Annotated in this window: 19 protein-coding genes; 12 read left to right on the top strand and 7 right to left on the bottom strand. The window is 73.0% G+C overall.

The window, feature by feature from the left end:
* The first annotated feature begins 242 nt into the window (after positions 1–242).
* The 3 genes from ACWEEU_RS07065 (at position 243) to ACWEEU_RS07055 (ending at position 2981) form a co-directional block, all read left to right on the top strand.
* Positions 243–1463: a chitinase gene (locus ACWEEU_RS07065; protein WP_451729398.1), complete on the top strand. Its 1221-nt coding sequence runs from the start codon at positions 243–245 to the stop codon at positions 1461–1463.
* Between the two features lie 128 nt (positions 1464–1591).
* On the top strand, positions 1592–2365 hold the full coding sequence (locus tag ACWEEU_RS07060) for a polysaccharide lyase family 7 protein (RefSeq protein WP_451729395.1): 774 nt from the start codon (positions 1592–1594) through the stop codon (positions 2363–2365).
* A 163-nt stretch (positions 2366–2528) separates the two neighbouring features.
* A complete protein-coding gene (locus ACWEEU_RS07055; RefSeq protein WP_385748098.1) occupies positions 2529–2981 on the top strand; it encodes a hypothetical protein in 453 nt (150 codons plus the stop codon).
* A 69-nt stretch (positions 2982–3050) separates the two neighbouring features.
* Here ACWEEU_RS07055 and ACWEEU_RS07050 read toward each other — a convergent pair whose 3' ends face one another.
* Positions 3051–6425, bottom strand: a complete 3375-nt coding sequence (locus ACWEEU_RS07050) for a pyruvate carboxylase (RefSeq protein WP_451729392.1) — start codon at positions 6423–6425, stop codon at positions 3051–3053.
* A 76-nt stretch (positions 6426–6501) separates the two neighbouring features.
* The gene (locus ACWEEU_RS07045) at positions 6502–7362 is read right to left on the bottom strand and encodes a hypothetical protein (protein ID WP_451729779.1); all 861 of its coding nucleotides are present in this window, start codon (positions 7360–7362) and stop codon (positions 6502–6504) included.
* A gap of 470 nt (positions 7363–7832) precedes the next feature.
* On the opposite strand from ACWEEU_RS07045, the gene ACWEEU_RS07040 reads away from it, so the two are divergent.
* The 9 genes from ACWEEU_RS07040 (at position 7833) to nhaA (ending at position 17862) form a co-directional block, all read left to right on the top strand.
* The gene (locus tag ACWEEU_RS07040; RefSeq protein WP_451729389.1) at positions 7833–9701 is read left to right on the top strand and encodes an ATP-binding protein; all 1869 of its coding nucleotides are present in this window, start codon (positions 7833–7835) and stop codon (positions 9699–9701) included.
* Positions 9698–10105 carry a roadblock/LC7 domain-containing protein gene (locus ACWEEU_RS07035; RefSeq protein WP_199582433.1) on the top strand — a complete coding sequence of 136 codons (408 nt, stop codon included), beginning with the start codon at positions 9698–9700 and terminating at the stop codon, positions 10103–10105. Before ACWEEU_RS07040 ends, ACWEEU_RS07035 begins: the two co-directional genes overlap by 4 nt.
* On the top strand, positions 10102–10449 hold the full coding sequence (locus tag ACWEEU_RS07030) for a DUF742 domain-containing protein (protein ID WP_385748104.1): 348 nt from the start codon (positions 10102–10104) through the stop codon (positions 10447–10449). The genes ACWEEU_RS07035 and ACWEEU_RS07030 overlap by 4 nt, the downstream gene beginning before the upstream one ends.
* Positions 10430–11047: a GTP-binding protein gene (locus ACWEEU_RS07025; RefSeq protein WP_451729384.1), complete on the top strand. Its 618-nt coding sequence runs from the start codon at positions 10430–10432 to the stop codon at positions 11045–11047. Before ACWEEU_RS07030 ends, ACWEEU_RS07025 begins: the two co-directional genes overlap by 20 nt.
* Positions 11047–12252: a cytochrome P450 gene (locus tag ACWEEU_RS07020; protein WP_385748108.1), complete on the top strand. Its 1206-nt coding sequence runs from the start codon at positions 11047–11049 to the stop codon at positions 12250–12252. The genes ACWEEU_RS07025 and ACWEEU_RS07020 overlap by 1 nt, the downstream gene beginning before the upstream one ends.
* Positions 12253–12354: 102 nt before the next feature.
* A complete protein-coding gene (locus ACWEEU_RS07015; RefSeq protein ID WP_385748110.1) occupies positions 12355–13581 on the top strand; it encodes a cytochrome P450 family protein in 1227 nt (408 codons plus the stop codon).
* Between the two features lie 172 nt (positions 13582–13753).
* Positions 13754–14743, top strand: coding sequence for an aldo/keto reductase (locus ACWEEU_RS07010; RefSeq protein ID WP_385748112.1), 990 nt, complete (start codon positions 13754–13756; stop codon positions 14741–14743).
* Between the two features lie 99 nt (positions 14744–14842).
* The gene (locus ACWEEU_RS07005) at positions 14843–15982 is read left to right on the top strand and encodes a PP2C family protein-serine/threonine phosphatase (RefSeq protein ID WP_451729379.1); all 1140 of its coding nucleotides are present in this window, start codon (positions 14843–14845) and stop codon (positions 15980–15982) included.
* A complete protein-coding gene (gene nhaA, locus ACWEEU_RS07000; protein ID WP_451729376.1) occupies positions 15964–17862 on the top strand; it encodes a Na+/H+ antiporter NhaA in 1899 nt (632 codons plus the stop codon). Before ACWEEU_RS07005 ends, nhaA begins: the two co-directional genes overlap by 19 nt.
* Positions 17863–17873: 11 nt before the next feature.
* Here nhaA and ACWEEU_RS06995 read toward each other — a convergent pair whose 3' ends face one another.
* The 5 genes from ACWEEU_RS06995 to ACWEEU_RS06975 form a co-directional block, all read right to left on the bottom strand.
* On the bottom strand, positions 17874–18395 hold the full coding sequence (locus tag ACWEEU_RS06995; RefSeq protein WP_451729373.1) for a hypothetical protein: 522 nt from the start codon (positions 18393–18395) through the stop codon (positions 17874–17876).
* A gap of 139 nt (positions 18396–18534) precedes the next feature.
* Entirely contained in the window at positions 18535–19764 is a 1230-nt protein-coding gene (locus ACWEEU_RS06990) for a beta-ketoacyl-[acyl-carrier-protein] synthase family protein (RefSeq protein WP_451729370.1), read from the bottom strand.
* 126 nt (positions 19765–19890) lie between these two features.
* Positions 19891–20259, bottom strand: coding sequence for a hypothetical protein (locus ACWEEU_RS06985; RefSeq protein WP_385748119.1), 369 nt, complete (start codon positions 20257–20259; stop codon positions 19891–19893).
* 53 nt (positions 20260–20312) lie between these two features.
* On the bottom strand, positions 20313–22436 hold the full coding sequence (locus tag ACWEEU_RS06980) for an acetoacetate decarboxylase family protein (RefSeq protein WP_451729366.1): 2124 nt from the start codon (positions 22434–22436) through the stop codon (positions 20313–20315).
* Positions 22437–22722: 286 nt separating this feature from the next.
* Positions 22723–23181 (bottom strand): flavodoxin family protein, encoded by a 459-nt coding sequence (locus ACWEEU_RS06975; protein WP_451729363.1) that lies wholly within the window; start codon positions 23179–23181, stop codon positions 22723–22725.
* Between the last annotated feature and the right edge of the window lie 71 nt (positions 23182–23252).

Raw genomic sequence — 23252 nt, 5'->3', positions numbered from 1 at the left:
CGCTCAAACGTCGCGAAACAGTACGCACCTGTCAAGGGTGCCTCAGTCGGCCGACACTCCGCCACGGTTCCGCGCAGATCGGCCGGTTCGCCAACTGTCCTGCACAGAGCGGACGTCAATCCTCCGCACGGGTAAAGACTTCGTTTGGTCCAGTCCAAGTGTGCCCATTGGACTAGACCAAGGGGGCGCCACGCCAAGAGGCTGGGGGCTTCCCCATCCCCCACCCCCCATGGAGGCACGTAGTGGGACGTCTTCGCGCTTGTCTGGGCGCGGCCGCCGCGGTCGGACTGGCCGCCGCCGGTACCACCGCTCTCGCCGCGGGCAGCGCCTCGGGTGCACCCAGCGCCCTCGACAACCGCTGGTACGCGGCGGCCCCGTACCTGATGCCGGAGGACAACGATCCGCCGGACGCGGCCGCGATCATGGACGCCACCGGGCTCAAGGCCTTCCAGTTGGCCTTCGTCCTGGCGCCCAACGGCGGCGGCTGCACCCCCACCTGGGGCGGCACCTCGTCGCTCTCCTCCGACACCGCCGTCCAGTCGGTGATCAACACCATCCGGTCCAAGGGAGGTGACGTCTCCGTCTCCATCGGCGGGTACGGCGGCACCAAGCTGGGCCAGACCTGTTCCGACGCGGCGAGCACGGCGGCCGCGTACCAGCAGGTCGTCACCAAGTACGGGCTGCATGCGATCGACTTCGACCTGGAGGAGCCGGAGTACGAGAACACCGCGGCCATCAAGAACGAGATCGGCGCCGCCAAGATCCTCCAGCAGAACAACCCCGGCCTGTACGTCTCCGTGACCACTCCCGGCACGGCGGACGGCACCGGCTGGTTCGGCAAGCAGATGCTGCTGGAGGCGAAGTCGCAGGGGTTCACTCCGAACAACTTCTCCATCATGCCCTTCGACGGCGGCTTCAACGGCGCGGCGAGCCAGACCGACGCGCTGACCAAGTTCAACGGCATCCTGCAGTCCACCTTCGGGTGGAACGAGGCCACGGCGTACGCGCACGAGGGCTTCTCCGGGATGAACGGCCGCAGCGACGCCGGGGAGTACTTCTCCCAGGCGGACTTCCAGACGGTGCTGGACTTCGCGACCAGCCACCATATGGACCGCTACACATTTTGGAGTTTGAACCGGGATCGCCAGTGCTCCCCCGCCGACAACGGCGGCCGCACCTCCGGGTCCTGCTCCAGCGTGGCCCAGAGCGCCTGGGAGTTCGCCAGGTTCTCGGTGAAGTTCGCGGGGGCCACCCCGCCCGGCAACACGCCGACCCCGACCCCGACGCCCACTCCGCCGAACCCGGGCAACTCCTGCAAGGGCGCCTGGAGTTCGTCGGCCGTGTACGTCAGCGGGGACGAGGTCTCGTACAACGGGCACAACTGGAAGGCCAAGTGGTGGACCCAGAACGAGACGCCCAACGGCTCGGACTGGGGTCCCTGGCAGGACGAGGGTTCCTGCTGACCGCCGGCTGACCTCTTGACGGTGATGGTCCGAACCTTTACGTTCCGGGTCGTCAACGTCCATGGATGCGCCCGGAGTTCACATTCTTGAACTCCGGGCGCGTCCGGTCCGACGGGAGGACCCCCCACATGACCCGTCCCCGGCTTCTCGCGGCGGCGACCGCCACCGCACTCGCCCTCACGCTCGGCGTGTTCGGCGGCAGCGCCCAGGCGGCCGACCCCCATGTCGCGCCCGGCGGCAACTTCGACCTGTCCGTCTGGCAGCTCCAGGAGCCGGTCGGCTCCCCCGGCTCCCCCACCACGATCTCCTCGTCCCGGCTGCGCGGCGCGAACGGCTACCAGGACGCGTACTTCTACACCGACACCCGCGACGGCGCGATGATCTTCTGGGCGCCCGAGAAGGGCGTCACCACGCCCAACTCCCACTACGCGCGCTCCGAGCTGCGCGAGATGAACCGTGACGGAAGCGCCGCCGACTGGGCGCTCGGCGGTACGCACCGGCTCAGCGCGACCCTGCGCGTGGTCTCGGTGACCAAGAACGTGTGCGTCGGCCAGATCCACCTGGGCTCGGGCGGCTCCTCCACCAAGCCGCTGGTCGAGCTGTACTACCGGGCAGGCGGCGACATCGTGCTCGGCACCGAGGACTCCCCCTCCGGCGGCCAGACCACGCACCCGGTCGGTCACGTCCCCCTCGGCAAGACCTGGACCTACACCATCGCCGTGACCGGCGGGAACACCATCGAGCTGACCGTCAACGGCACCACCACCCGCTACGGCATCCCCTCCTCGTTCTCGCCGTACCGGCAGTACTTCAAGGCCGGGTCCTACAACCAGTCCTCCTCCGACAGCACGACCAACGGCGCGAAGGTCGGTTTCTACGGGCTGACCGTGTCCCACGGCTGATCCAGGGCCTTCCGGAGCCGGTTCCCACCCCTCCGGAGGGTCGCTCCATGACCCGCCTCACATCCGGACATACGGTGTGACCTGCGCAACTGGTGCATTTGAGCGAAGGGTCGTAGCGTCGGTGCGCACACGGTCGGACACGGCACTACAGGTGGGAGCGGCCATGCGCGGATCACTGATGGGAACGGCGGTCACCCTGGCGGCGGGGGCACTGCTCACGGCGGCCATGACCACGGCCTCGGCCAGCCCCCCGGATTCCGCCGCGCACACCGCCGCCGCCCGGCCCGTCCTGGTCGACTGCACGTGGCAGCGCGACGTGCGTCCGGCGGACTTCATCCTGGCCTGCGGCGACGGAAACAGCCGTCTGATGGGCCTGCACTGGACGAAGTGGAACGACGGCAAGGCGATCGCCGAGGGCGTGAACTGGGTCAACAACTGCGACCCGTACTGCGCCCGGGGCACCTTCCGGTCCTATCCGGTGACCGTACGGCTCGACCGCCCGGCCGAGTGGAAGAAGGACCCGGGGGTGCAGCACTTCACCCGGATGACCCTGACCTACAAGGACGCGCGCCCCGACGGGTTCAAGCAGGTCGTGACGTACCCGCTCTGGGACTGAGGGCGGCGGGCCCCGGGAGCGGTGGCAGGACTCCCGGAGCCTTCGGCAGGAGGGCGGCGACCGGCCGGGTCAGACGATCTCGGCCAGCAGGTCGCCGCCCTCCACCTGCTGAATGCGGTTGATGGCGAGCCGGGCGATCCGGCCGGCCTTCGGCGCGGTGATGGCGGCCTCCATCTTCATCGCCTCGATGGTGGCGATGGTCGCCCCCGCCTCCACCTCGTCGCCCTCGGCCGCGGCGAGCGTCACCACTCCCGCGAACGGCGCCGCCACATGGCCCGGGTTCGCCCGGTCCGCCTTCTCGGTCACCGGCACGTCCGTGGAGGCCGCGCGGTCGCGGACCCGGATGGGGCGCAACTGGCCGTTGAGCGAGGACATCACGGTACGCATCCCGCGCTCGTCGGCCTCGCCGACCGCCTGCAGCTCGATCAGCAGCCGGACCCCGGGCTCCAGGTCGACGGCGTACTCCTTGGCGGGGCGCAGCCCGTAGAAGAAGGACTTGCTGTCCAGAACGCCGGTGTCGCCGTAGGTCTGGCGGTGGGTGTCGAACTCGCGGGTCGGCCCGGGGAAGAGCAGCCGGTTGAGGGTGGGCCTGCGGTCCTTGGCCAGCCCCTCGCGATCCTCGGCGGACAGCTCGGGCACCGGCTTGGGCTCGGCCCGCCCGCGCAGGGCCTTGGTGCGGAAGGGCTCCGGCCAGCCGCCGGGCGGGGTGCCCAGCTCGCCGCGCAGGAAGCCGATCACCGAGTCGGGGATGTCGAAGCGGTCCGGGGTCTCCTCGAAGTCCTCCGGTGACACTCCGGCACCGACCAGATGCAGGGCGAGGTCGCCGACGACCTTGGAGGACGGGGTGACCTTGACCAGCCGGCCGAGGATGCGGTCGGCGGCCGCGTACATCGCCTCGATCTCCTCGAAGCGGTCCCCGAGGCCGAGCGCGACCGCCTGGGTGCGCAGGTTGGAGAGCTGGCCGCCGGGGATCTCGTGATGGTAGACGCGCCCGGTCGGGGAGGCGAGGCCCGCCTCGAAGGGGGCGTAGATCTTGCGCACGCTCTCCCAGTACGGCTCCAGTTCCTCGACGGCCGCGAGGTCGAGCCCGGTGGGCCGCTCGGAGTGGTCGGTCGCGGCGACCAGCGCCGAGAGGGAGGGCTGCGAGGTCGTCCCGGCCATGGAGGCGACCGCGCCGTCCACCGCGTCGACGCCCGCCTGGATCGCGGCGAGGTAGGTGGCGAGCTGGCCACCGGCGGTGTCGTGCGTGTGCAGATGCACGGGGAGGCCGAACTCCGCGCGCAGTGCGGTGACCAGCCTGGTCGCGGCGGGCGCGCGCAGCAGACCCGCCATGTCCTTGATCGCCAGGACGTGGGCCCCCGCCTCGACGATGCGCTCCGCGAGACGGAGGTAGTAGTCGAGGGTGTAGAGCCGCTCGGCGGGGTCGCTGAGGTCGGCGGTGTAGCAGAGGGCGACCTCGGCGACGGCGGTTCCGGTCTCTCGGACGGCCTCGATGGCGGGGCGCATCTGGTCCACGTCGTTGAGCGCGTCGAAGATGCGGAAGATGTCGATGCCGGTGGCGGCGGCCTCCTGCACGAAGGCGTCGGTGACCTCGGTGGGGTACGGCGTGTAGCCCACGGTGTTGCGGCCGCGCAGCAGCATCTGGAGGCAGAGGTTGGGCATGGCCTCGCGCAGCGCGGCGAGCCGCTCCCAGGGGTCCTCGGCGAGGAAGCGCAGCGCCACGTCGTAGGTCGCGCCGCCCCAGCACTCCACGGAGAGCAACTGCGGCAGGGTGTGCGCGACGACCGGCGCGGCGGCGAGGAGGTCCTTGGTGCGCACCCGGGTGGCGAGCAGCGACTGGTGGGCGTCGCGGAAGGTGGTGTCGGTGACGCCGAGGGTGCGCGACTCGCGCAGATGGCGGGCGAAGCCCTCGGGTCCGAGGTCGACCAGCAACTGCCGCGACCCGGCCGGGGGTTCGCCTGCGGGGACCTGCGGCAGCTTGGTGACCGGGTCGGGCAGGTCGGGACGCTCGCCGTGCGGCCTGTTGACGGTGACATCGGCGAGGTAGGTGAGCAGCTTGCTGCCCCGGTCGGCGGAGTGACGTGCCGTCAGGAGCTGCGGACGTTCCTCGATGAACGAGGTGGTGACCCGTCCGGCGCGGAAGTCGGGGTCGTCCAGGACCGCTTGCAGGAACGGGATGTTGGTGGCCACGCCCCGGATGCGGAACTCGGCCACCGCGCGCCGGGCGCGGCTGACGGCGGTGGGGAAGTCCCTTCCCCGGCAGGTGAGTTTGACCAGCATGGAGTCGAAGTGGGCGCTGATCTCAGTGCCGGCGTGGGTGGTTCCGCCGTCGAGCCGGATACCGGAGCCGCCCGGCGAGCGGTAGGCGCTGATCCGGCCGGTGTCGGGGCGGAAGCCGTTGGCGGGATCCTCGGTGGTGATGCGGCACTGCAGGGCCGCGCCGCGCAGGGTGATCCGGTCCTGGGAGAGACCGAGGTCGGCCAGGCTCTCCCCGGCGGCGATGCGCAACTGGGCCTGGACCAGGTCGACGTCGGTGACCTCCTCGGTCACCGTGTGCTCGACCTGGATGCGCGGGTTCATCTCGATGAAGACGTGGTTGCCGTCGCGGTCGAGCAGGAACTCCACGGTGCCCGCGTTGCGGTAGCCGATCTCGCGGGCGAAGCGCACGGCGTCGGCGCAGATGCGGTCACGCAGCTCGGGGTCGAGGTTGGGCGCGGGGGCGAGTTCGATGACCTTCTGGTGGCGGCGCTGGACGGAACAGTCGCGCTCGTAGAGGTGGATGACGTTGCCCTCGCCGTCGGCGAGGATCTGCACCTCGATGTGGCGGGGGTCCACGACAGCCTTCTCCAGGAAGACGGTCGGGTCGCCGAAGGCGGAGGCGGCCTCGCGGGAGGCGGCCTCGATGGACTCGCGCAACTGGGCGGGGTCCTCGACCCGGCGCATACCCCGGCCGCCGCCGCCCGCGACCGCCTTCACGAAGACGGGGAAGCCGATCTCGCCCGCGGCGCGCACCAGTTCGTCCACGTCGTTGGAGGGCGCGGAGGAGGCGAGGACGGGAACTCCGGCGGCGCGGGCGGCGGCGACCGCGCGCGCCTTGTTGCCAGTCAGTTCGAGGGTGGCGGCGCTCGGGCCGACGAAGGTGATGCCCGCCTCCTCGCAGGCGCGGGCCAGCTCGGGGTTCTCCGAGAGGAAGCCGTAGCCGGGGTAGACGGCGTCGGCTCCGGCCCGGTGGGCGGCGGCCACGATCTCGTCGACGGAGAGATAGGCCCGCACGGGGTGCCCCTGTTCCCCGATCTCGTACGCCTCGTCGGCCTTGAGCCGGTGCAGCGAGTTGCGGTCCTCGTGCGGGAACACGGCGACCGTGCGGGCGCCCTGCTCGAACGCCGCGCGGAACGCCCGGATCGCGATCTCTCCCCGGTTGGCGACCAGCACCTTGCGGAACATCTCGGATTCCCTTCAGCCTGCCGGCGACGTACACCATCGTGTCAGCCAAGCCCTGCCCCGGTATCTCGCCGAAACACTAGGGGGTGCCCGCCCGGGTCGAGGTGCGAAAACCGTCACATTGACGTGACCCTGCGGGCGTGACCGCGCGTGCGGGCGCGGGAGGGGGCGGCGGAGGGGCCGGAGCGGGGGTGGGGGAGGTGTCGCGCCGCACCGCCGGGGGCCGGGTGCGGCGCGTGGACAGGGATCGCAGGAGGTGGCGCAGCCGGGCGCCGTGGGTGTGCAGGACGCCCAGGACGACGGCGGCGCCCACGGCGATCAGGTGTTCGCGGCCGGCGAGGTTGGGGACGGCGATGGACTCCCACACCATCGATCCGCCTGTCAGAGTGAAAACCACGGGCGCCCGGCGGACCACCGCCAGATAGGTGAACAGGCCGACGACCGCCGCCGAGGGACCGGTGTCGAGGACCTGCCCCGCCTCGGGCGGCAGCCCGAGACCCCACCAGCCGTCCGGACCGAGCGCGATCATCGCGCGGGCGGTGAGGGTGCCCGCCAGGGTGGTGGCGTAGCTGATGAAGAGGGTGCGGGCGCGGCCGAGGACGAGTTCGGCGAGCGCGAAGGCGAGGAAGAGCTGGGTGATGCCCGCCCAGACCGGGAGGTCGAGCGCGGGGACGTAGAGCGAGACGGGGGTGCGCAGCAGGGACAGCCACAGGGGCAGGTCGGCGGTGACGCCGCCGAGGCGGCGCACCCAGGTGGCACCGGCCGGGTGCTGGGCAAGGTCGTGGAAGAAGATGACCCCCAGGGCGGCGACGAACGCCAGCAGGAGCCCCGAGAGCCCCCGGTGGGCGAGTCTGCGCACCGGGTCGACGACGATGGCGTGCCACTCGCCCCGCAGCACGCGTCCGGCGCCCCGGGCGAGCCGTGCGAGCGCGGGGCGGATCGCGGGGGTGTGCCCGCCGGTGTTCGTGGGACGCGATGTCCTGTCGCTCCCGGCTGCCCCGACCCGCACGTCTCCCCCTCCCCCGGCCGTGCCCGGGTGCGGGACGGCGGTCACAGTTCAGCGAGCCGGAGGCCGGTCGTCAAGATCTTCGGCGGGGGCGAGTGCGTGACAAGAAACGGGCGCCGGGGTCTCAACCTCGCGCGGCCCGGGGGCGTCCGGCGTTCCGTGTCGTATGCGGATACGGTCCCGGGCGCCCGGTTCACGACCAACGCACGGATTTGCACGTCCACTTCATGGACTGCCGCTGCTTTCTTTCCACTTTGATCATCAACTCTCGTATAGTGACCGCCGGTTCACCGAGACAGCCGTTTTTCCGTCAGCCGACCCGAGCAGGTCTGCCGTTCGCCCCCCGTTCCCTCCTTGTTCCCTTTCTTCCATCTGCCATCTGCCGCGAGGACCACACCGGACCGATGACCGCGCCCACGCAATCAGGCGACCGTTCCTCCCTCCGCGCGCTCGCCGCCGCGCTCGCCGCGACCGCCGCCCTCTCGGCGCTCGCGCTCGCCGTGGCGGTGGCGATCGCGCCGGACCCGGCGCGCAACGCGCTGCTGTGGTGCGGGATTCCGGCCGCGGTCCTGCTCTCGGCCGCCGTGGCGAGCGCCGCGTACGGCGTCCACACCGGGCGCCTGCTGCGCCGCCGACTGGAGGGCGCGGCCGGGGACATCGCCCGGCTCACCCAGCAACGCGACCGGCAGACGGAGGACGCGCGCCGGGAACAGCAGCGGCTCATCAACGAACTCGCCGCCCAACGAGTTGAGTTCAAGGAGGAACGGCAGCGCCTTGAGCGGGAGGGCGCCGGTTCGCTCGACGAGCTGCGCTCCGAACTGGATTCTGTCCGGACGCAGTTGGACCAGGCGCGGCGCGAGCGGGCGGCGGCGGTCTCCGCGACCTCCAACGCGGCGGCCCGTATGCAGGCCCTCGCCACAGCCACGCTGGCCGACCTGCGGGCGATGGAGGAACGGCACACCGACGAGGACGTGCTCACCGATCTGCTCCACCTCGACCACCGCACGGCCCAGGCGGGGCGTCTCGCCGACTCCGTCGCCGTGCTCACCGGGGCGCGTTCGGGCCGTCGTTGGGCGCGACCGATCGCGATGGAGTCCATCCTGCGCGGTGCGATGGGACGCATCGGCGGCTACCGGCGGGTGCGGGTGCACTCCACCAGCGATGCCGCCGTCGCCGGGCACGCGGCGGAGGGCGTGATGCACGCGCTCGCCGAACTCCTCGACAACGCGACGAACTTCTCGCCGCCGACCGCCGAGGTCCACGTGTACGTGGAGGAGGTCCCGGCCGGGGTCATCGTGTCCGTGGAGGACAGCGGCCTGGTGATGGGCGACGTGCAGTTGCGCCGCGCGGAGAAGGCGGTCACCGGTGACGTGTCCGGGCTCGGCGGCCTCACCGGCACCCGGCTCGGGCTCGCGGTGGTGGGCCGGCTGTCCCACAAGCACGGTCTCAAGATCTCGTTCCGGCCCTCGGCGCGCGGCGGCACGGGTGTGCTGATGCTGGTCCCGCAGGACATCCTGACGAGCCCGGTCCCGCCGGAGCGGGTGCCGCCGACGGCTCTGCCGGCGCCGGTCGACGCCGAGCCGGAGGAGTCGGACTCGCTCCCCCGCCGCCGCCGGGGCCGCACCCTGGCGGAGGCCGAACGCTCCCGCGCGACCCGCTCCGCGAACCCGGCCCCGGCTCCCGACGCGGAACAGGCCAAGGCCCGCGCGGCCCGCTTCACGAGCTTCCGCAAGGCGGTCCGGCCGTCCGGCGGGCCGGGGAAGGACACCCCGGCCGAGCCGTCGGGCCCGACCGGGCCGGACACCGGCCCTGGCGCCGGCGCCGAGGCGGCCCGCACCACCGCGACCGCCCCCGGCACCGCGCCGGACGGCTCCCGCAGCGACGGCACGCCGCACGCCCCGGCCGGGACCCGCTCGCGGGACACGTCCCCCGAACCCTCGGCCGAGTCCCGCCCGCGCCCCGCCGACGCACCCGCGGAGCCGGACGCGACCGCTCCCGCCCGCGCGGAGCGCACCCCCGCTCACGGCCACACCGGCGGCCTCGCCCGCCGTACCCGTACCCGCGCCACCGCGGACGGCACGGCCGGCACTCCTGGCGACAGCGGCGACGCCCCGGCCCACCGCCACCCGGCGGACGCCTCCGGCGACGCCCCCGCCGCCGGGCACGCCGACGCGGCCGCCCCCCGTACCGAACACCACGGCGGCACCACATCCGCCGCCTCTTCCTCCTCGTCCGAGCACCACCCCACGCACCCGGAAGGCCCCACTTCATGACCGGCCCGACCACCGCCGACGACAAGCTGACCTGGCTCCTGGAAGGGCTCCTGGAGAGGACTCCGGGTGCGCGGCACGCGCTCGTGCTGTCCCGGGACGGGCTGAAGCTGTGCCGCTCGCCCGAGCTGTCCGTCGACCAGGCCGACCAGCTCGCCGCGATCGCCGCGGGCATCCAGTCCCTGTCGCAGGGCGCGTCCGTGGAGTTCGGGGACGGCAGCGGCGGGGTGCGCTCGGCGATGACCGAGTTCTACGGCGGTGTGCTGTTCATCGTCGAGGCGGGCTCGGGCGCCCATCTGGCGGTGATCACCAGCGACGACGCCGACCCCGGCGTCGTGGGGCACACCATGAGCGAGCTGGTGGAGCAGATCGGTGAGCACCTGACCGCTCCGCCCCGTTCCTCATGAGCCGTCCCGGCAGGGACGACGCCCCGGACCGTCTCTACACGATCACGCACGGCCGCGTCGGCCCCGCTCCCGACAACCCGTTCGACCTGGTCACGCTGGTCGTCGCCGAGTCGGCGCCCACGCCCGGTATGCAGTCGGAGCTGGTCGCGATCCTGCGGATGACCGAGTTCCCCACCTCGGTCGTCGAGATCGCGGCCGAGCTGCGGCTGCCCGTCGGCATCACCAAGGTGCTGCTCGGCGACCTGCTGGACCAGGGGCGCGTCAGCGCACGCCATCCGCACCGGCCGGCCATCACCGACCCCGACATCCTGGAGCAGGTGCTCGTTGGACTCCGCAATCTCTGACGCGCGCACCCCGTTGGGTGCCTCCGCCGACAACGGTCTGAAGATCGTCGTCGTGGGCGGCTTCGGCGTCGGCAAGACCACCCTGGTCCGCTCGGTCAGCGAGATCCGTCCCCTCAACACCGAGGAGACGATGACGCAGGCCGGTGCGTCGGTGGACGACATCGAGCAGGTGCGCGGCAAGTCCGCGACGACCGTCGCCTTCGACTTCGGCCGCATCACCCTGGACGCGCGCAACGTGCTGTACCTGTTCGGGGCACCGGGACAGGAGCGGTTCTGGTTCCTGTGGGACCGGCTGTTCTCGGGCACTCTCGGCGCGGTGGTGCTGGTGGACACCCGGCGCATCGACGACTCCTGGTACGCCATCGACCGCCTCGAACACCACGGCACACCGTTCATCGTGGCCTGCAACGACTTCGGCGGCCCGGTGCACGCCTCCGAGGAGGTGCGCGCCGCCCTGGACCTCGATCCGGACGTCCCGCTGATCGACTGCGACGCCCGGGACCGTGAGTCGGCCAAGCGGGTCCTGATCACCCTGGTCGAGCATGTGCGCAGCCGATACGCCGTGGCCGCGGGCCCGTTGACCCCGGAGGCGGTGTGATGGCCGACGCCGTACCCCTCGGGGGTCCCCGGTTCCAGACCGAACCGGCCCGGCTGTACCGGGAGATGCGCCGCGACCACGGCTCCGTGGTGCCGGTGCTGCTCGACGGCGACCTGCCCGCCTGGCTGGTCCTCGGCTACCGCGAGCTGCATCAGGTCACCGGCGATCCGGTGCTGTTCAGCCGCGACTCCGAGCTGTGGAACCAGTGGGAGAACGTGCCGGACGACTGGCCGCTGCTGCCCATGATCGGCCACCGCCAGCCCTCGATCCTGTACACCGTCGGCGAACGGCACCGCCAGCGCGCGGCGATGGTGAGCAACGCCCTCGAGTCGGTGGACCCCTTCGAACTGCGGGGCCAGGCAGAGCGGTTCGCGGACGAGCTGATCGACGCGCTGTGCTCCTCGGGCGAGGCGGACCTGGTGGGCCAGTACGCCGGGCTGCTGCCCGTACGGGTGCTGGCACATCTGTACGGCTTCCCGGACGAGGAGGGGCCGGGGCTCGTCACCGCGCTCAACGACATGATCGACGGCCGGGAGCGGGCGCTGTCGGGTCAGGCCCATCTGGCGTCCTCCATGGCCCGGTTGGTGGCCGAGCGGGCCAAGGAGCCCGCCGACGACGTCGTCTCCCACATGCTCGCCGACGGCAGCGGATTCACCGAGGAGGAGCTGGTCCAGGACCTGATGGTCATGATGGCGGCGGGTCACCAGCCGACCGCCGACTGGATCGGCAACTCGCTGCGGCTGATGCTGACCGACGAGCGGTTCGCCGCCTCGCTGTTCGGCGGCCGCAACAGCGTCGCCGAGGCGATGAACGAGGTGCTCTGGGAGGACACCCCGACCCAGAACGTGGCCGGGCGCTGGGCGGCCCGCGACACCCATCTGGGCGGCCGTCGCATCCGGGCGGGCGATCTGCTGCTGCTCGGTCTCCAGGGCGCCAACTCCGATCCCCAGGTGCGCACCGACGCCTCGGCCCTGACCGGTGGCAACAACGCGCACTTCTCCTTCGGGCACGGCGAGCACCGCTGTCCGTTCCCGGCGCAGGAGATCGCCGAGGTGATCGCGCGCACGGGCATCGAGGTCGTCCTCGACCGGCTGCCCGACATCGATCTGGCGGTGCCCGCCGAGTCCCTGAGCCGCCGCCCCTCGCCCTGGCTGCGCGGGCTGACCGAGCTGCCCGTCCGGTTCACGCCCGTACCCGCCCTCTGATTTCGCGTCACCCCGGCCGGAGTTCACCGCTCCGGCCGGGTCCGGGGCCGTCCCCGGCGCGACGCGCAGTACTCCGACCACTGCCCTGGGAGGCATGTCCCGATGACGACCGGTACCGCGACGTCCCCGATTCCCCTCGATCCCTTCGTCACCGACCTGGACGGCGAGAGCGCGGCCCTGCGCGCGGCCGGTCCGCTCGCCGCCGTGGAGCTGCCCGGCGGCGTGCCGGTGTGGGCGGTCACGCACCACGCCGAGGCGAAGGCGCTGCTCAACGACCCGCGCCTGGTGAAGGACATCAACGTGTGGAGCGCCTGGCGGCGCGGCGAGATCCCGGCCGACTGGCCGCTGATCGGTCTGGCCAACCCGGGCCGCTCGATGCTCACCGTGGACGGCGCCGACCACCGCAGGATGCGCACTCTGGTGGCGCAGGCGCTCACCCCGCGCCGGGTGGAGCTGATGCGCGAGCGGATCGAGAAGCTCACCCAGGACCTCCTGGACGCGCTGCCCGCCGGTGACGAGACGGTGGATCTGAAGGCCGCGTTCGCCTACCCGCTGCCGATGTTCGTGGTGGCCGACCTCATGGGCATCGACGCCGCCGAACTCCCGCGCCTGAAGGTGCTGTTCGAGAAGTTCTTCTCCACCCAGACCCCGCCCGCCGAGGTCCTCGCGACCCTCACCGAGCTGGCCGGGATCATGGCGGCGACCGTGGCGGCCAAGCGGGCGGAGCCGGGCGACGACCTCACCAGCGCGCTGATCCGCGCCTCGGCGGACGGCGACCACCTCACCGACGAGGAGATCGTCTCCACCCTCCAGCTCATGGTGGCCGCCGGTCACGAGACCACGATCTCGCTGATCGTCAACGCGGTGGTCAACCTCTCCACCCACCCCGACCAGCGTGCCCTGGTCCTGTCCGGGGAGGCCGACTGGTCGGCGGTCGTCGAGGAGACCCTGCGCTGGTCCACCCCGACCTCGCATGTGCTGATCCGCTTCGCCACCGAGGACGTACCGGTCGGCGACAAGGTCATCCCGGCCGGGGACGCGCTCATCGTGTCGTACGGCGCGATCGGCCGCGACGAGCGGGCGCACGGGCCGAGCGCCGGGGAGTTCGACGTCACGCGCGAGACGAAGAACCGGCACATCTCCTTCGGCCACGGCCCGCACGTGTGCCCCGGCGCGGCGCTCTCCCGCCTGGAGGCGGGCGTGGCGCTGCCCGCGCTGTACTCCCGCTTCCCGCACCTGGACCTCGCCGTTCCGGCCGCCGAGCTGCGCAACAAGCCGGTGGTCACCCAGAACGACCTCTTCGAGCTGCCGGTGCGTCTGAACGGCTGACTTGCGCTGGAGTGCGCTCCAGCACCTAGCGTCGTGACCACACGGCGCGGTACGGCCCGCCGCCCGCCCGGTGTCCCCCTCACGGGATGCCGGGCGGGCGGATCCGTCGCTAGATGGAGGAGGGGGCTCGTGCCGTACGGGTGGCCATGATCGACTGCGGAAGGGCTGGACGATGCGCAAGCGCAACCTGCGGGACCTGACGGTTTCGAGTATCGGTCTCGGATGTATGGGAATGTCCGCGTTCTACGGCACGGCCGACGAGAAGGAGGGCATCGCCACCATCCACCGCGCCCGGGAACTGGGCATCGACTTCCTCGACACCGCCCAGATGTACGGGCCGCTGACCAACGAGTCCCTGGTCGGCGAGGCGATCCGGGGCCACCGCGACGAGTATGTGCTCGCGACGAAGTTCAACTTCCGGATGGACGACGCCGTACCCGGCGACATGTCCTCCGTCGGCCCCCAGGACGGCTCGGCCGAGCACGTCCACAGCTCGGTGCGCGGCTCCCTGGAGCGCCTCGGCACCGACCACATCGACCTGTACTACCAGCACCGGGTCGACCCGAACGTCCCCATCGAGGAGACGGTGGGCGCGCTGGCCGAACTGGTCGCGGACGGCACGATCGGGCACATCGGACTGAGCGAGGCGAGCGCGGAGACGCTGCGCCGGGCCAACGCCGTCCACCCGATCACGGCGGTGCAGAGCGAGTACTCCCTGTGGTCCCGGGACGTGGAGGCGGAGGTGCTGCCGGCCTGCCGCGAGCTGGGCATCGGCTTCGTCGCGTACTCCCCTCTCGGCCGCGGCTTCCTCGCCGGCCGCTTCTCCTCCCCCGACGAGCTGGATGCCGACGACTGGCGCCGCCAGAACCCCCGCTTCACCGACGCGCACCTCGCCGCGAACCTCCGCCTGGCCGCCAAGGTCAAGGAGATCGCGGAGGAGAAGGACGTCACCCCCGCCCAACTCGCCCTCGCCTGGGTCCTCGCCCAGGGCGACTTCATCGTCCCCATCCCCGGCACCAAGCGCCGCTCCTACCTCGAGCAGAACGCGGCCGCCGTCGACATCGAGCTCACCCCGGAAGACCTCTCCCGCATCGACGCGGAACTCCCCGAGGTCTCGGGCGAGCGGTACGACGAGGAGGGAATGCGCGCGGTGAACCGCTGACCGACGACCGCTCGCCCCTCGGCGGTCGGGCCAGGTGAGGGCCCCTCGGGCGGCGGGTGACGACGTGCCGGGGGGCGGGTTCTGGCGCACTCTGGGGGAATGAGGTCGGGAGGGTGGGCCGCGGGGCCGCGGTGGTCGTTGCGTTCGGCACATGCGCTGTTGCTGTTGCCGATCGCGCTGATCGTGGTGATCACGGTGGTGGATCTGCGGGTGCCGACGGACATCCATCTGGGTCCGGCACTCGTGATCGCTCCGGCGCTCACTCCGTCGCTGGCCGGGCCCCGGACCACCGCGTTCGTGGGGGCGCTGGCGCTCGCCGCGCAGGTGCTCATCGGGTATCAGCACGGCGGTATCGGCACCACGAACCACGTCGTGCAGCTCGTCACGCTGGCGGTGCTGTGCGTGATCCTCGTCGTCTACAGCGTCGTGCGCGAGCGGCGGAAGGCTCAGCTCGCGCAGGTCCGCAGTGTGGCCGAGGCGGCTCAGCACGTGCTGATGTGGCCGTTGCCGGAGCAGATCGGGGCGTTGCGGATAGCGTCGCTGTATCTCGCGGCCGAGGACGAGGCGCAGATCGGCGGTGACCTGTACGCGGTGACGCCGTGCGAGCGCGGGGTGCGGGTGCTGATCGGGGACGTACGGGGCAAGGGGCTTCCGGCGATCGGGGAGGCAGCGCTGCTGCTGGGGGCGTTCCGCGAGAGCGCGCACCGGCACATGCCGCTCGGGGAGCTGGCGACCGCGCTGGACCGGAGCATCACACGGTACGCCGACGAGCTGGACACCCCGGAGGAGGCGGGCGAGCGGTTCGCGACGGCGCTGCTGGTGGAGATCCCGGAGGGAGACGCGATCACGCTGATGACCAGTTGCGGCCACCCGCCCCCGCTGTTGCTGAGCCCCGGCCGCCACGTCACCGTCCCGAGCCTGCACCCCTCCCCGCCCCTCGGTGTCCACGGCGACGCCGAGCACACTGTGGACGCGTTCGCCCTCGCCCCCGGCGACACCCTGCTCCTCTACACGGACGGTGTCATCGAGGCCCGCGACACCCGGGGCCGCTTCTACCCCCTGGTCGACCGCGTCGCCCGCTGGACCGACGACACCCCGGAGGCCCTGATGCACCACCTGCGCCGCGACCTCCTGGCCCATGTCGGCGGCCGTCTCGGCGACGACGCGGCCCTGGTCGCCGTACACCGGACGCCGGGCGACCACCCCCGGCACCTCCACGCATGGGCACCGCAACGATGACCGCCATCACGCCTCCGGGCACCGGGCAGACCGCCTGCTCGAAATCCCTGCACACCCCGCTGCGGGACTTCCTGCGCACGGAGACCGGCAGCGGGCTGGTGCTGGTGGCGGCCGTGCTCGCCGCGCTGGTGTGGGCCGGCTTCGCGCCGGGTGTCTACGAAGAAGCCTGGACGACGCGGCTGTCGGTCAGCGCGGGCTCCGCCGAGCTCGGCCTTGACCTGCGCGGCTGGATCAACAGCGGTCTGATGGCTCTGTTCTTCTTCGTGGTCGGCCTGGAGGCGCGCCGCGAGTTCGACATGGGCGAGCTGCGCGAGCGCCGCCGGTTCGCACTGCCTCTGGCCGCCGGGCTCACCGGGATGCTCGTCCCCGTCCTGATCTTCCTGGCCTTCACCCGCCACGACGGCGCCGGTCACGGGTGGGGCGCGGCGATGTCCACGGACACCGCGTTCGCCCTCGGGACGCTGGCTCTGATGGGCAGGCGCCTGCCGTCGGCGCTGCGCACCTTTCTGCTGACGGTGTCCGTGGTCGACGACTTCGTCGCGCTCGCGGTCATCGCCTTCGCCTACAGCGGCAGCGTCTCCTGGCCCGCGCTCCTCGCCGCCGCCGTCGTCTTCGCGGTGGCGCTGCTGCTGCGCAGGGCGGGCGTGAGGAACGGCGTGGTCTACGCGGTGGCGGCGGCCTGTGTCTGGGTGGCGCTGCTGGAATCGGGCATCGATCCCGTCGTCACCGGGCTGGCGTTCGGGCTGCTCACCTACGCCTATCCCGCCTCGCGCAGCGAACTGGAGCGGGCCACCGGGCTGTTCCGGCTCTTCCGGGAGCAGCCCACACCCGAGCTGGAGCGGCATCTGCGCCAGGGGCTGGCCGCCGCCATCTCGCCGAACGAGCGGCTCCAGCAGCTCTTCCACCCGTGGACGAGCTATGTGATCGTGCCCCTGTTCGCCCTCGCCAACGCCGGCATCCACGTGAGCCGGCCGGGGCTCCTGGAGAGCCTCGGCTCACCGGTCACCCTCGGCATCCTGATCGCCTACGTGGTGGGCAAGCCGCTGGGTGTCTTCGCGGCCGAGTTCGTCACCACGCGGGTGAGCCGTGGCCGGCTGCGCCCTCCGGTCGGCTGGGGGTCGGTCCTCGCGGGCGGCACGGCGGCCGGGGTCGGCTTCACCGTCTCCCTGCTGATCGCCACACTCGCCTTCACCGGCGAGGAGCTGACCCAGGCGAAGGTCGGCGTCCTCGCCACCGTGCCGGTCTCCCTCGTGCTGACCTGGCTGGTCACCGGTGCCGTGCACGCGCTGCCGCCCACCGTCCGCTCCCGGGCGCTGCTGGGGACGGCCGAGACCATCACCGACCTCGCGGTGCCCGTGGACCCGGACCGCGACCACGTGCGCGGCCCGCTGGACGCCCCGGTGACCGTGGTGGAGTACGGCGACTTCGAGTGCCCGTACTGCGGCCAGGCCGAACCCGCGCTGCGCGACCTGCTCGCGGGCGTCGACGACGTCAGCTACGTGTGGCGCCATCTGCCGCTCAACGACGTGCATCCCCATGCCCAGCTGGCCGCCGAGGCCGCGGAGGCGGCGGCCCGCCAGGACGCCTTCTGGCCCATGCACGACGTCCTGCTCGCGCACCAGGGCGCCCTGCGCGTCTCCGACCTGCTGCGGTACGCCGAGGAGCTGGGCCTTGACACCGCCCGCTTCGCACGGGACCTGCGCACCCACGCGGGCGCCGCCCGGGTGGCCGAGGACGTCGAGTCGGCCGACCTCAGCGGGGTCGCGGGGACTCCGACCTTCTTCGTCAACGGCCGGGTGTACCGCGGTCCCTACGACCTGAGCGGTCTCGCCGAGGCCGTCCGCAGCGCCCGGGAACGCGCCGTCCTGGCCGCGGGCTGACCCCGCGGCCCTCAGCGCACCTGCCTCAGGTCCGTGATCTTGCGGGTCGTCAGGTCCGACTGGACGTCGATCCGGGTGACCTCGGGGTGCTTGCCGTCGCTCCACGTCAGCGTGACGCGGGTGGTGGCGTGGCCCATCCCCGAGCCGGTGTAGGCGGCCTTCCACTTCACGGGGGTGTTCTGGGCGAAGAGGATGCCGTCGGCGTGGTTCTCGTGCTCCCAGACGGTGACCTTCTTGCGGGCGGAAGCCGTGAGGTAGAAGCCGCGGAGGGCCTTGGCGTCGGTGGCGCTCGCCGGGTCCTCGCCGTCCCAGACGGCGTCGATGTAGGCGCCGTAGAAGTCGGCGACGCGCTGGGTGACGTTGCGGGGGTCGCCCTGGGCGGTCGTGACCGCGGCGGGGCGGGCGGCGGCAGTGGTGGCGGCGTGCGCCGCGGTGTGGGCGGTGCCCGCCAGGGCCGGGGTAACGGCGGCCAGGACGAGGCCCGCGCCGAGGGCGACGGTGGTCAGCGGTGTCATGCGGTTGCGGATGGACATGTGCCTGATTCACCCGTTTTCTACGCGGCCGGGCCGTTCCCGGCCGTTGACGGACCGTAAGAGCGTGAATGTCGCTCCCCGGTTCCCGGTTGGCGTGTCCCTTTCCGGTGAACTTCCCGGCCGGGGACGACGAACCCGCTCAGTCGGCGGCCGTGAACGCCAGCACCGCGTTCTGGCCGCCGAAGCCGAACGAGCTGCTGAGGGCCGCCCGCATCTCGTGCGCGCGGGGCGCCTTGGCGACGACGTCGAGGTCGATCGCCGGGTCCAGGGTGTGGAGGTTGGCGGTGGGCGGGATGAGCTGGTGGCGCAGGGTGAGGACCGTGCAGGCGGCCTCGATGGCGCCCGCGCCGCCGATGGCGTGGCCGATGGTGCCCTTGACGGCGGTGACGGGCGGCGGCCTGCGGAACACCTGGTGCAGGGCGTTGTGTTCGGCGAGGTCGCCCTGGGGGGTGGAGGTGCCGTGGGCGTTGACGTGGTCGACGTCCTCGGGGGCGAGGCCCGCGTCCGCGAGGGCGCCCCGGATGGCGCGGGCGGCTCCGTCGCCGCCGGGGTGCGGGGCGGTGAAGTGGTGGGCGTCGCAGGAGGCGCCGAACCCGGAGACGTAGGCGGCGGGGCGACCACCCCGGGTGCGGGCGTCCTCGGTGCGCTCCAGGACGAGGACGGCGGCGCCCTCGCCGAGGACGAATCCGTCGCGGTCGCGGTCGAAGGGGCGGGACGCCTCGTGCGGGGCGTCCGCACGGCGGGACAGCGCGCGCATCTGGGCGAAGCAGGCGGCGGTCATGGGGAGCCGGGCCGACTCGCTGCCCCCGGCGAGGACCAGGTCGCAGGCGCCGGACAGCAGCCAGTCGCGGGCGAGCCCGATCGCGCTGGTGCCGGAGGCGCAGGCGGTGCTGACGACCATGTTGGGGCCGGTGACGCCTAGGTCGAGGGCGATCTCGGCGGCCGCCATGTTGGGCACGCTGCGCGGCAGCGCGAGCGGGGAGACCCGGTCGGGCACCTGGTCCGCGAGCCGGTCGAACTCTGCCTGCCAGCCCTGCATGGAGCCGGTGCCCACCCCCATGACGACGCCGACCCGGGCGGCCTCCCAGCCGTCGGCGCCGACCCCGGCGTCGGCCACGGCCTCGCGCGCGGCGAGCAGCGCGAAGGTGGTGAAGCGGTCGAGGCGGCGGCTGAGCCGGTGGCCGAGGAGCCCCGCCGCGTCCAGCTCGGGCACCCGGCAGGAGAACGCCACCGGCAGCCCGTCGAGGCCCGGGTCGGGGGCCGCCGTGGAGAGCCCGGCGCACAGCCCCTCCCAGGCCGCCTCCCTGCCGATCCCGGCCGGCGTGACCAGTCCGAGTCCGGTGACGGCCACGGGGGGACGCCGGTTCATGTCACCTGATTTCACGAGCTGCATGTGCCGTGATTATGCGGACCCGTGGCGCCCGGCCCGCCGCGCCACACTCGTTCGGCCGAGGACCGGGTCCGCTACCACCCGTATGCGCGAACGCGGCGTGGCTCAGCCGATGCCGTCGTACGAACCGGGTACGGCGGCGGACGGCCGTCCCGCCGGGCCGCTCGACTGGCCGGCGCGCCCGCTCGACCGTCCCGTGCGGCCGAGCGGCACGGGGTCCGTCCCCGGGTGCGAGGTGAGCAACATGGCGGCCGCGGCGCGCAGTTGGCGGGCGCTCCGGCGGCAGGCCGCCGCCTGGCGGGTCAGCGCGGGACGGGTGTGGGCCGGGGTGGCGGGGCAGGCGGCCAGCGACTTGGCGGTGGCGACGAGGCGGCGGGCGTAGCCGTCCATCAGCTCGGCGTCGGCGCGCAACCCGGCTGCACGGTCGAGGAGTTCGGCGGCGCGCGGCGTCGTACGGGGGGACTCGGTCACCATGGCTGCTCCCGGTCGCGTGGGGTCGGTCGCGGTCTCGGTCGTGCGGGGCGGTCTCAGCGCGGCAGCACCGCCCCGGCACTGCGGTGGACCATGGACTGCGGGCAGGACAGCACGAACAGCGGTCGCGCTCCGTCGGCGCCGAGCTTGCGCAGTTGCCCGGACATGGGCTGGGCGGCGGAGGTGTCCAGGCTCAGCCGCACGCCCGCGCCGAGGTGCAGCCGGGGGCGGCCGCTGGTGCGGACCAGGGTGCGGACGGTGCTCTCGCCGCGCCTGCCGTAGAGGACCCAGTCGGCCTCGGGGCAGCGAATGCCGGGACCGAGCCGGCCGTCGACGGCGACACCGATGTCCGGTGCGGAGAACCGGATGTGACGGTTCATCAGGTCGGCCTCGGCGGGGGCGAGCAGTGCGGGCAGTCCCCAGATCTCCCGCGCGACGACCTGGGCCTCCTCGCTGGTGACGGCGAGCGAGAGGACGTACCGGCCGGTGCGGCGCAGGTCGGCGCGGCGCAGCAGGTCGGTGGCGAGGTCGAGGGGGCGGGGCCGCCACAGGTCGTCGACCAGCACCGACAGGACGACCTCGGTGTAGGGGCCGATGGTGGAGCTGCGGTGTTCGTACAGGGAGAGCACCGCGAGCGCCCGCCGTGCCGGTGTGCTCGGCCGCATCCAGGCGACGTGGGGCAGCAGCGCGCGTACGGCCTCGGCGTCGGCCGGGAAGCACAGGTGGGCCGAGGAGGAGTCGTGGTAGCGCACCGGCAGGGAGACCGGACCCCGGGTGGTGGCGAGGGACGTGGTGGGCAGGGTGAGGAAGGGGTGGCCGTCCGGCGGGTGGGCGCGGTTCTTGAGGCGGTACGCCTGGGTGCGCACGACGGGTCCCCGGTACGGCGCGAGCGCGCGGTCGATGTCCTCGCGTACGGCGGGGGCGGTGGTGCGCAGATGCTCCAGATAGCCGCGCAGCGTGTGGGAGCGGGGGAACTCCCTTGCCGTACCGGTGAATTCGGCTTCGTAGCGGTTCGGGTGCGCCTCGGCGGCGCCGCCCCGGCCCTCGGGGGCGGGCACGATGTCGTGTTCGTCGGTGACGCGGGCGACCCAGGTGCGCGGGTCGGCGGGTTTGCCGCGGTGCGGCGGGGAGCCGACGGCGATGACGTGGGTGACCCGGTAGGTGGCGCAGAACTCGGGGTCCTGGGCGAGGTTGAGCAGCGCGGTGCCGCCCTCGCCGTGGCCGATCAGGGCGAGGTCGGCGCCGCGGGGGATGCCGTGGTCCTCGATGGCGGGCAGCAGGGCGCGGGTGTAGGGCGAGCCGGGGGTGAACTGCTCCTGCCAGGCGCCGAGCACGTCGGGGGGCGCGTCGTCGCGGGGGCGGCCCGGCGCGGTGCCGGGGGCCTGGACGACGTAGCGGACGACGCCGTCGGGGCCGCGCACGTTCTGGACGAGGACGCGTCCGGCGCAGGACAGCGTCTCGATGTTGCGCAGGAAGCCGAGGAAGGAGCCCTCGGTGGCGATGGTCTGCCGTTCCTGGCCGGTGAGCGCGGTGCCCTCGGCCGCCGCGTCACCGGGTCCGCCCGCCGGTCCGCCCTCGGGGTCGCCCGCGCGGTCCGCCGGTTCGGCGTCCAACAGGGCTCGCACGGAGAGCAGTTCGGTCATCAGGGCGGTGAGTCCGGCCAGGGAGCGCTGGGCGTCCGGGGTGCGGAACAGCCCGCGCAGGGTGCGTACGGCGTCGCGGTCGCGAGGCGCGGTGAGGGCGCGGCGGAGTCTGCGTACGCCGGGTTCGCGGGAGAGTTCGGGGTGGCCGGTGAGGAGAGCGGCGGTGCGCAGCCGCAGCGCGGTGACGGCCACCCTGGCGGCCAGGTTCTCCCCGCCGAGAGCGGCGGCGCCCGCGCCGAGCACGCGGGCGAGGCCCCGCGCGTCGCGGGCGGGCGGGGCGCCGAGGCCCCAGCGGTCCGTCAGGGCCCTCAGCAGGGCGGCGCGGGCGGCCGGGGAGAGCCGGGTACGGCGGCGGCGCGGTCCCGCGGGGGCCGGCGCGGAGAGCGCGGCCGTGGTGCGCGCGGCCACCGCGCGTATGCCCTCGGCGGCGTCGAGCACCTCGCGCGCGGCGCGCCGCAGCAGTTCCGCCGTCTCGCGTGCGTCGTCGTGCTGTCCGCCCTTGATGGGCCGTCCGGGTGCGTGGCCGTCCGCTCGCATCCGACGCTCCCTCGGTTCGACTGTGTACGACAGGCCCTGGAGACGGCCTCGGTCTCATCGTCGGCCAGCGTCTGCGTGCCCGCACTTCCGTCCGGGTGGCGGGTGAGACGGTGACGGGGGCGGCGGGGGCGCCGCCGGAAGTCCCGTCGGGCCCGCGCGGGACCGGGCCCGCAGGGCGCTCGGGCGGGTCGGCCGAGGGGGCGTCCGGCCGGTGCGGGAGGCGCGCCGTATCCGCTTCGGCCGACCACTCGAACGGGTTAACCGGGGCGGTGGCGGGGCCGTCCGGTCAGACCTCGGCTGACAGGGAGGCGGCCACGGTGGCGCCCAGCTCCCAGCAGGACTCCGTGTCGGTCTTCGCGGGGGTGCCGGTGACGGTCACGGTCTCGGCGACGCGGCGCCAGCCCAGGCCGGTGGTGATCGCGTCGAGGCCGCGGAGGGCGCCGGTCACGTCGCTGCCACCGTGGATCCAGGCGCCGAAGGGGCGGCTTCGGGTGGCGTCCAGGCAGGGGTAGTAGACCTGGTCGAAGAAGTGCTTCAGGGCGCCGGACAGGTAGCCGAGGTTGGCGGGGGTGCCGAGGAGATAGCCGTCGGCCGCCAGCACGTCGGAGGCGGTCGCCGCGAGGGCGGCGCGCCGTACGACGCGGACGCCCTCGATCTCGGGCGTCTGCGCGCCGGAGAGCACGGCCTCGTACAGCTCCTGGCAGTTCGGCGAGGGGGTGTGGTGGACGATCAGCAAGGTAGGCACGCCTGGAAGCGTGCCCTGCGGGCACCGGGAGCCGCAAACGGGGTCGTTGTGGCGCACCGGCCGGGGTGCGA

The sequence above is a fragment of the Streptomyces sp. NPDC005004 genome, assembly GCF_053600675.1.
This window is presented reverse-complemented; position numbering and strand designations above follow the sequence as displayed.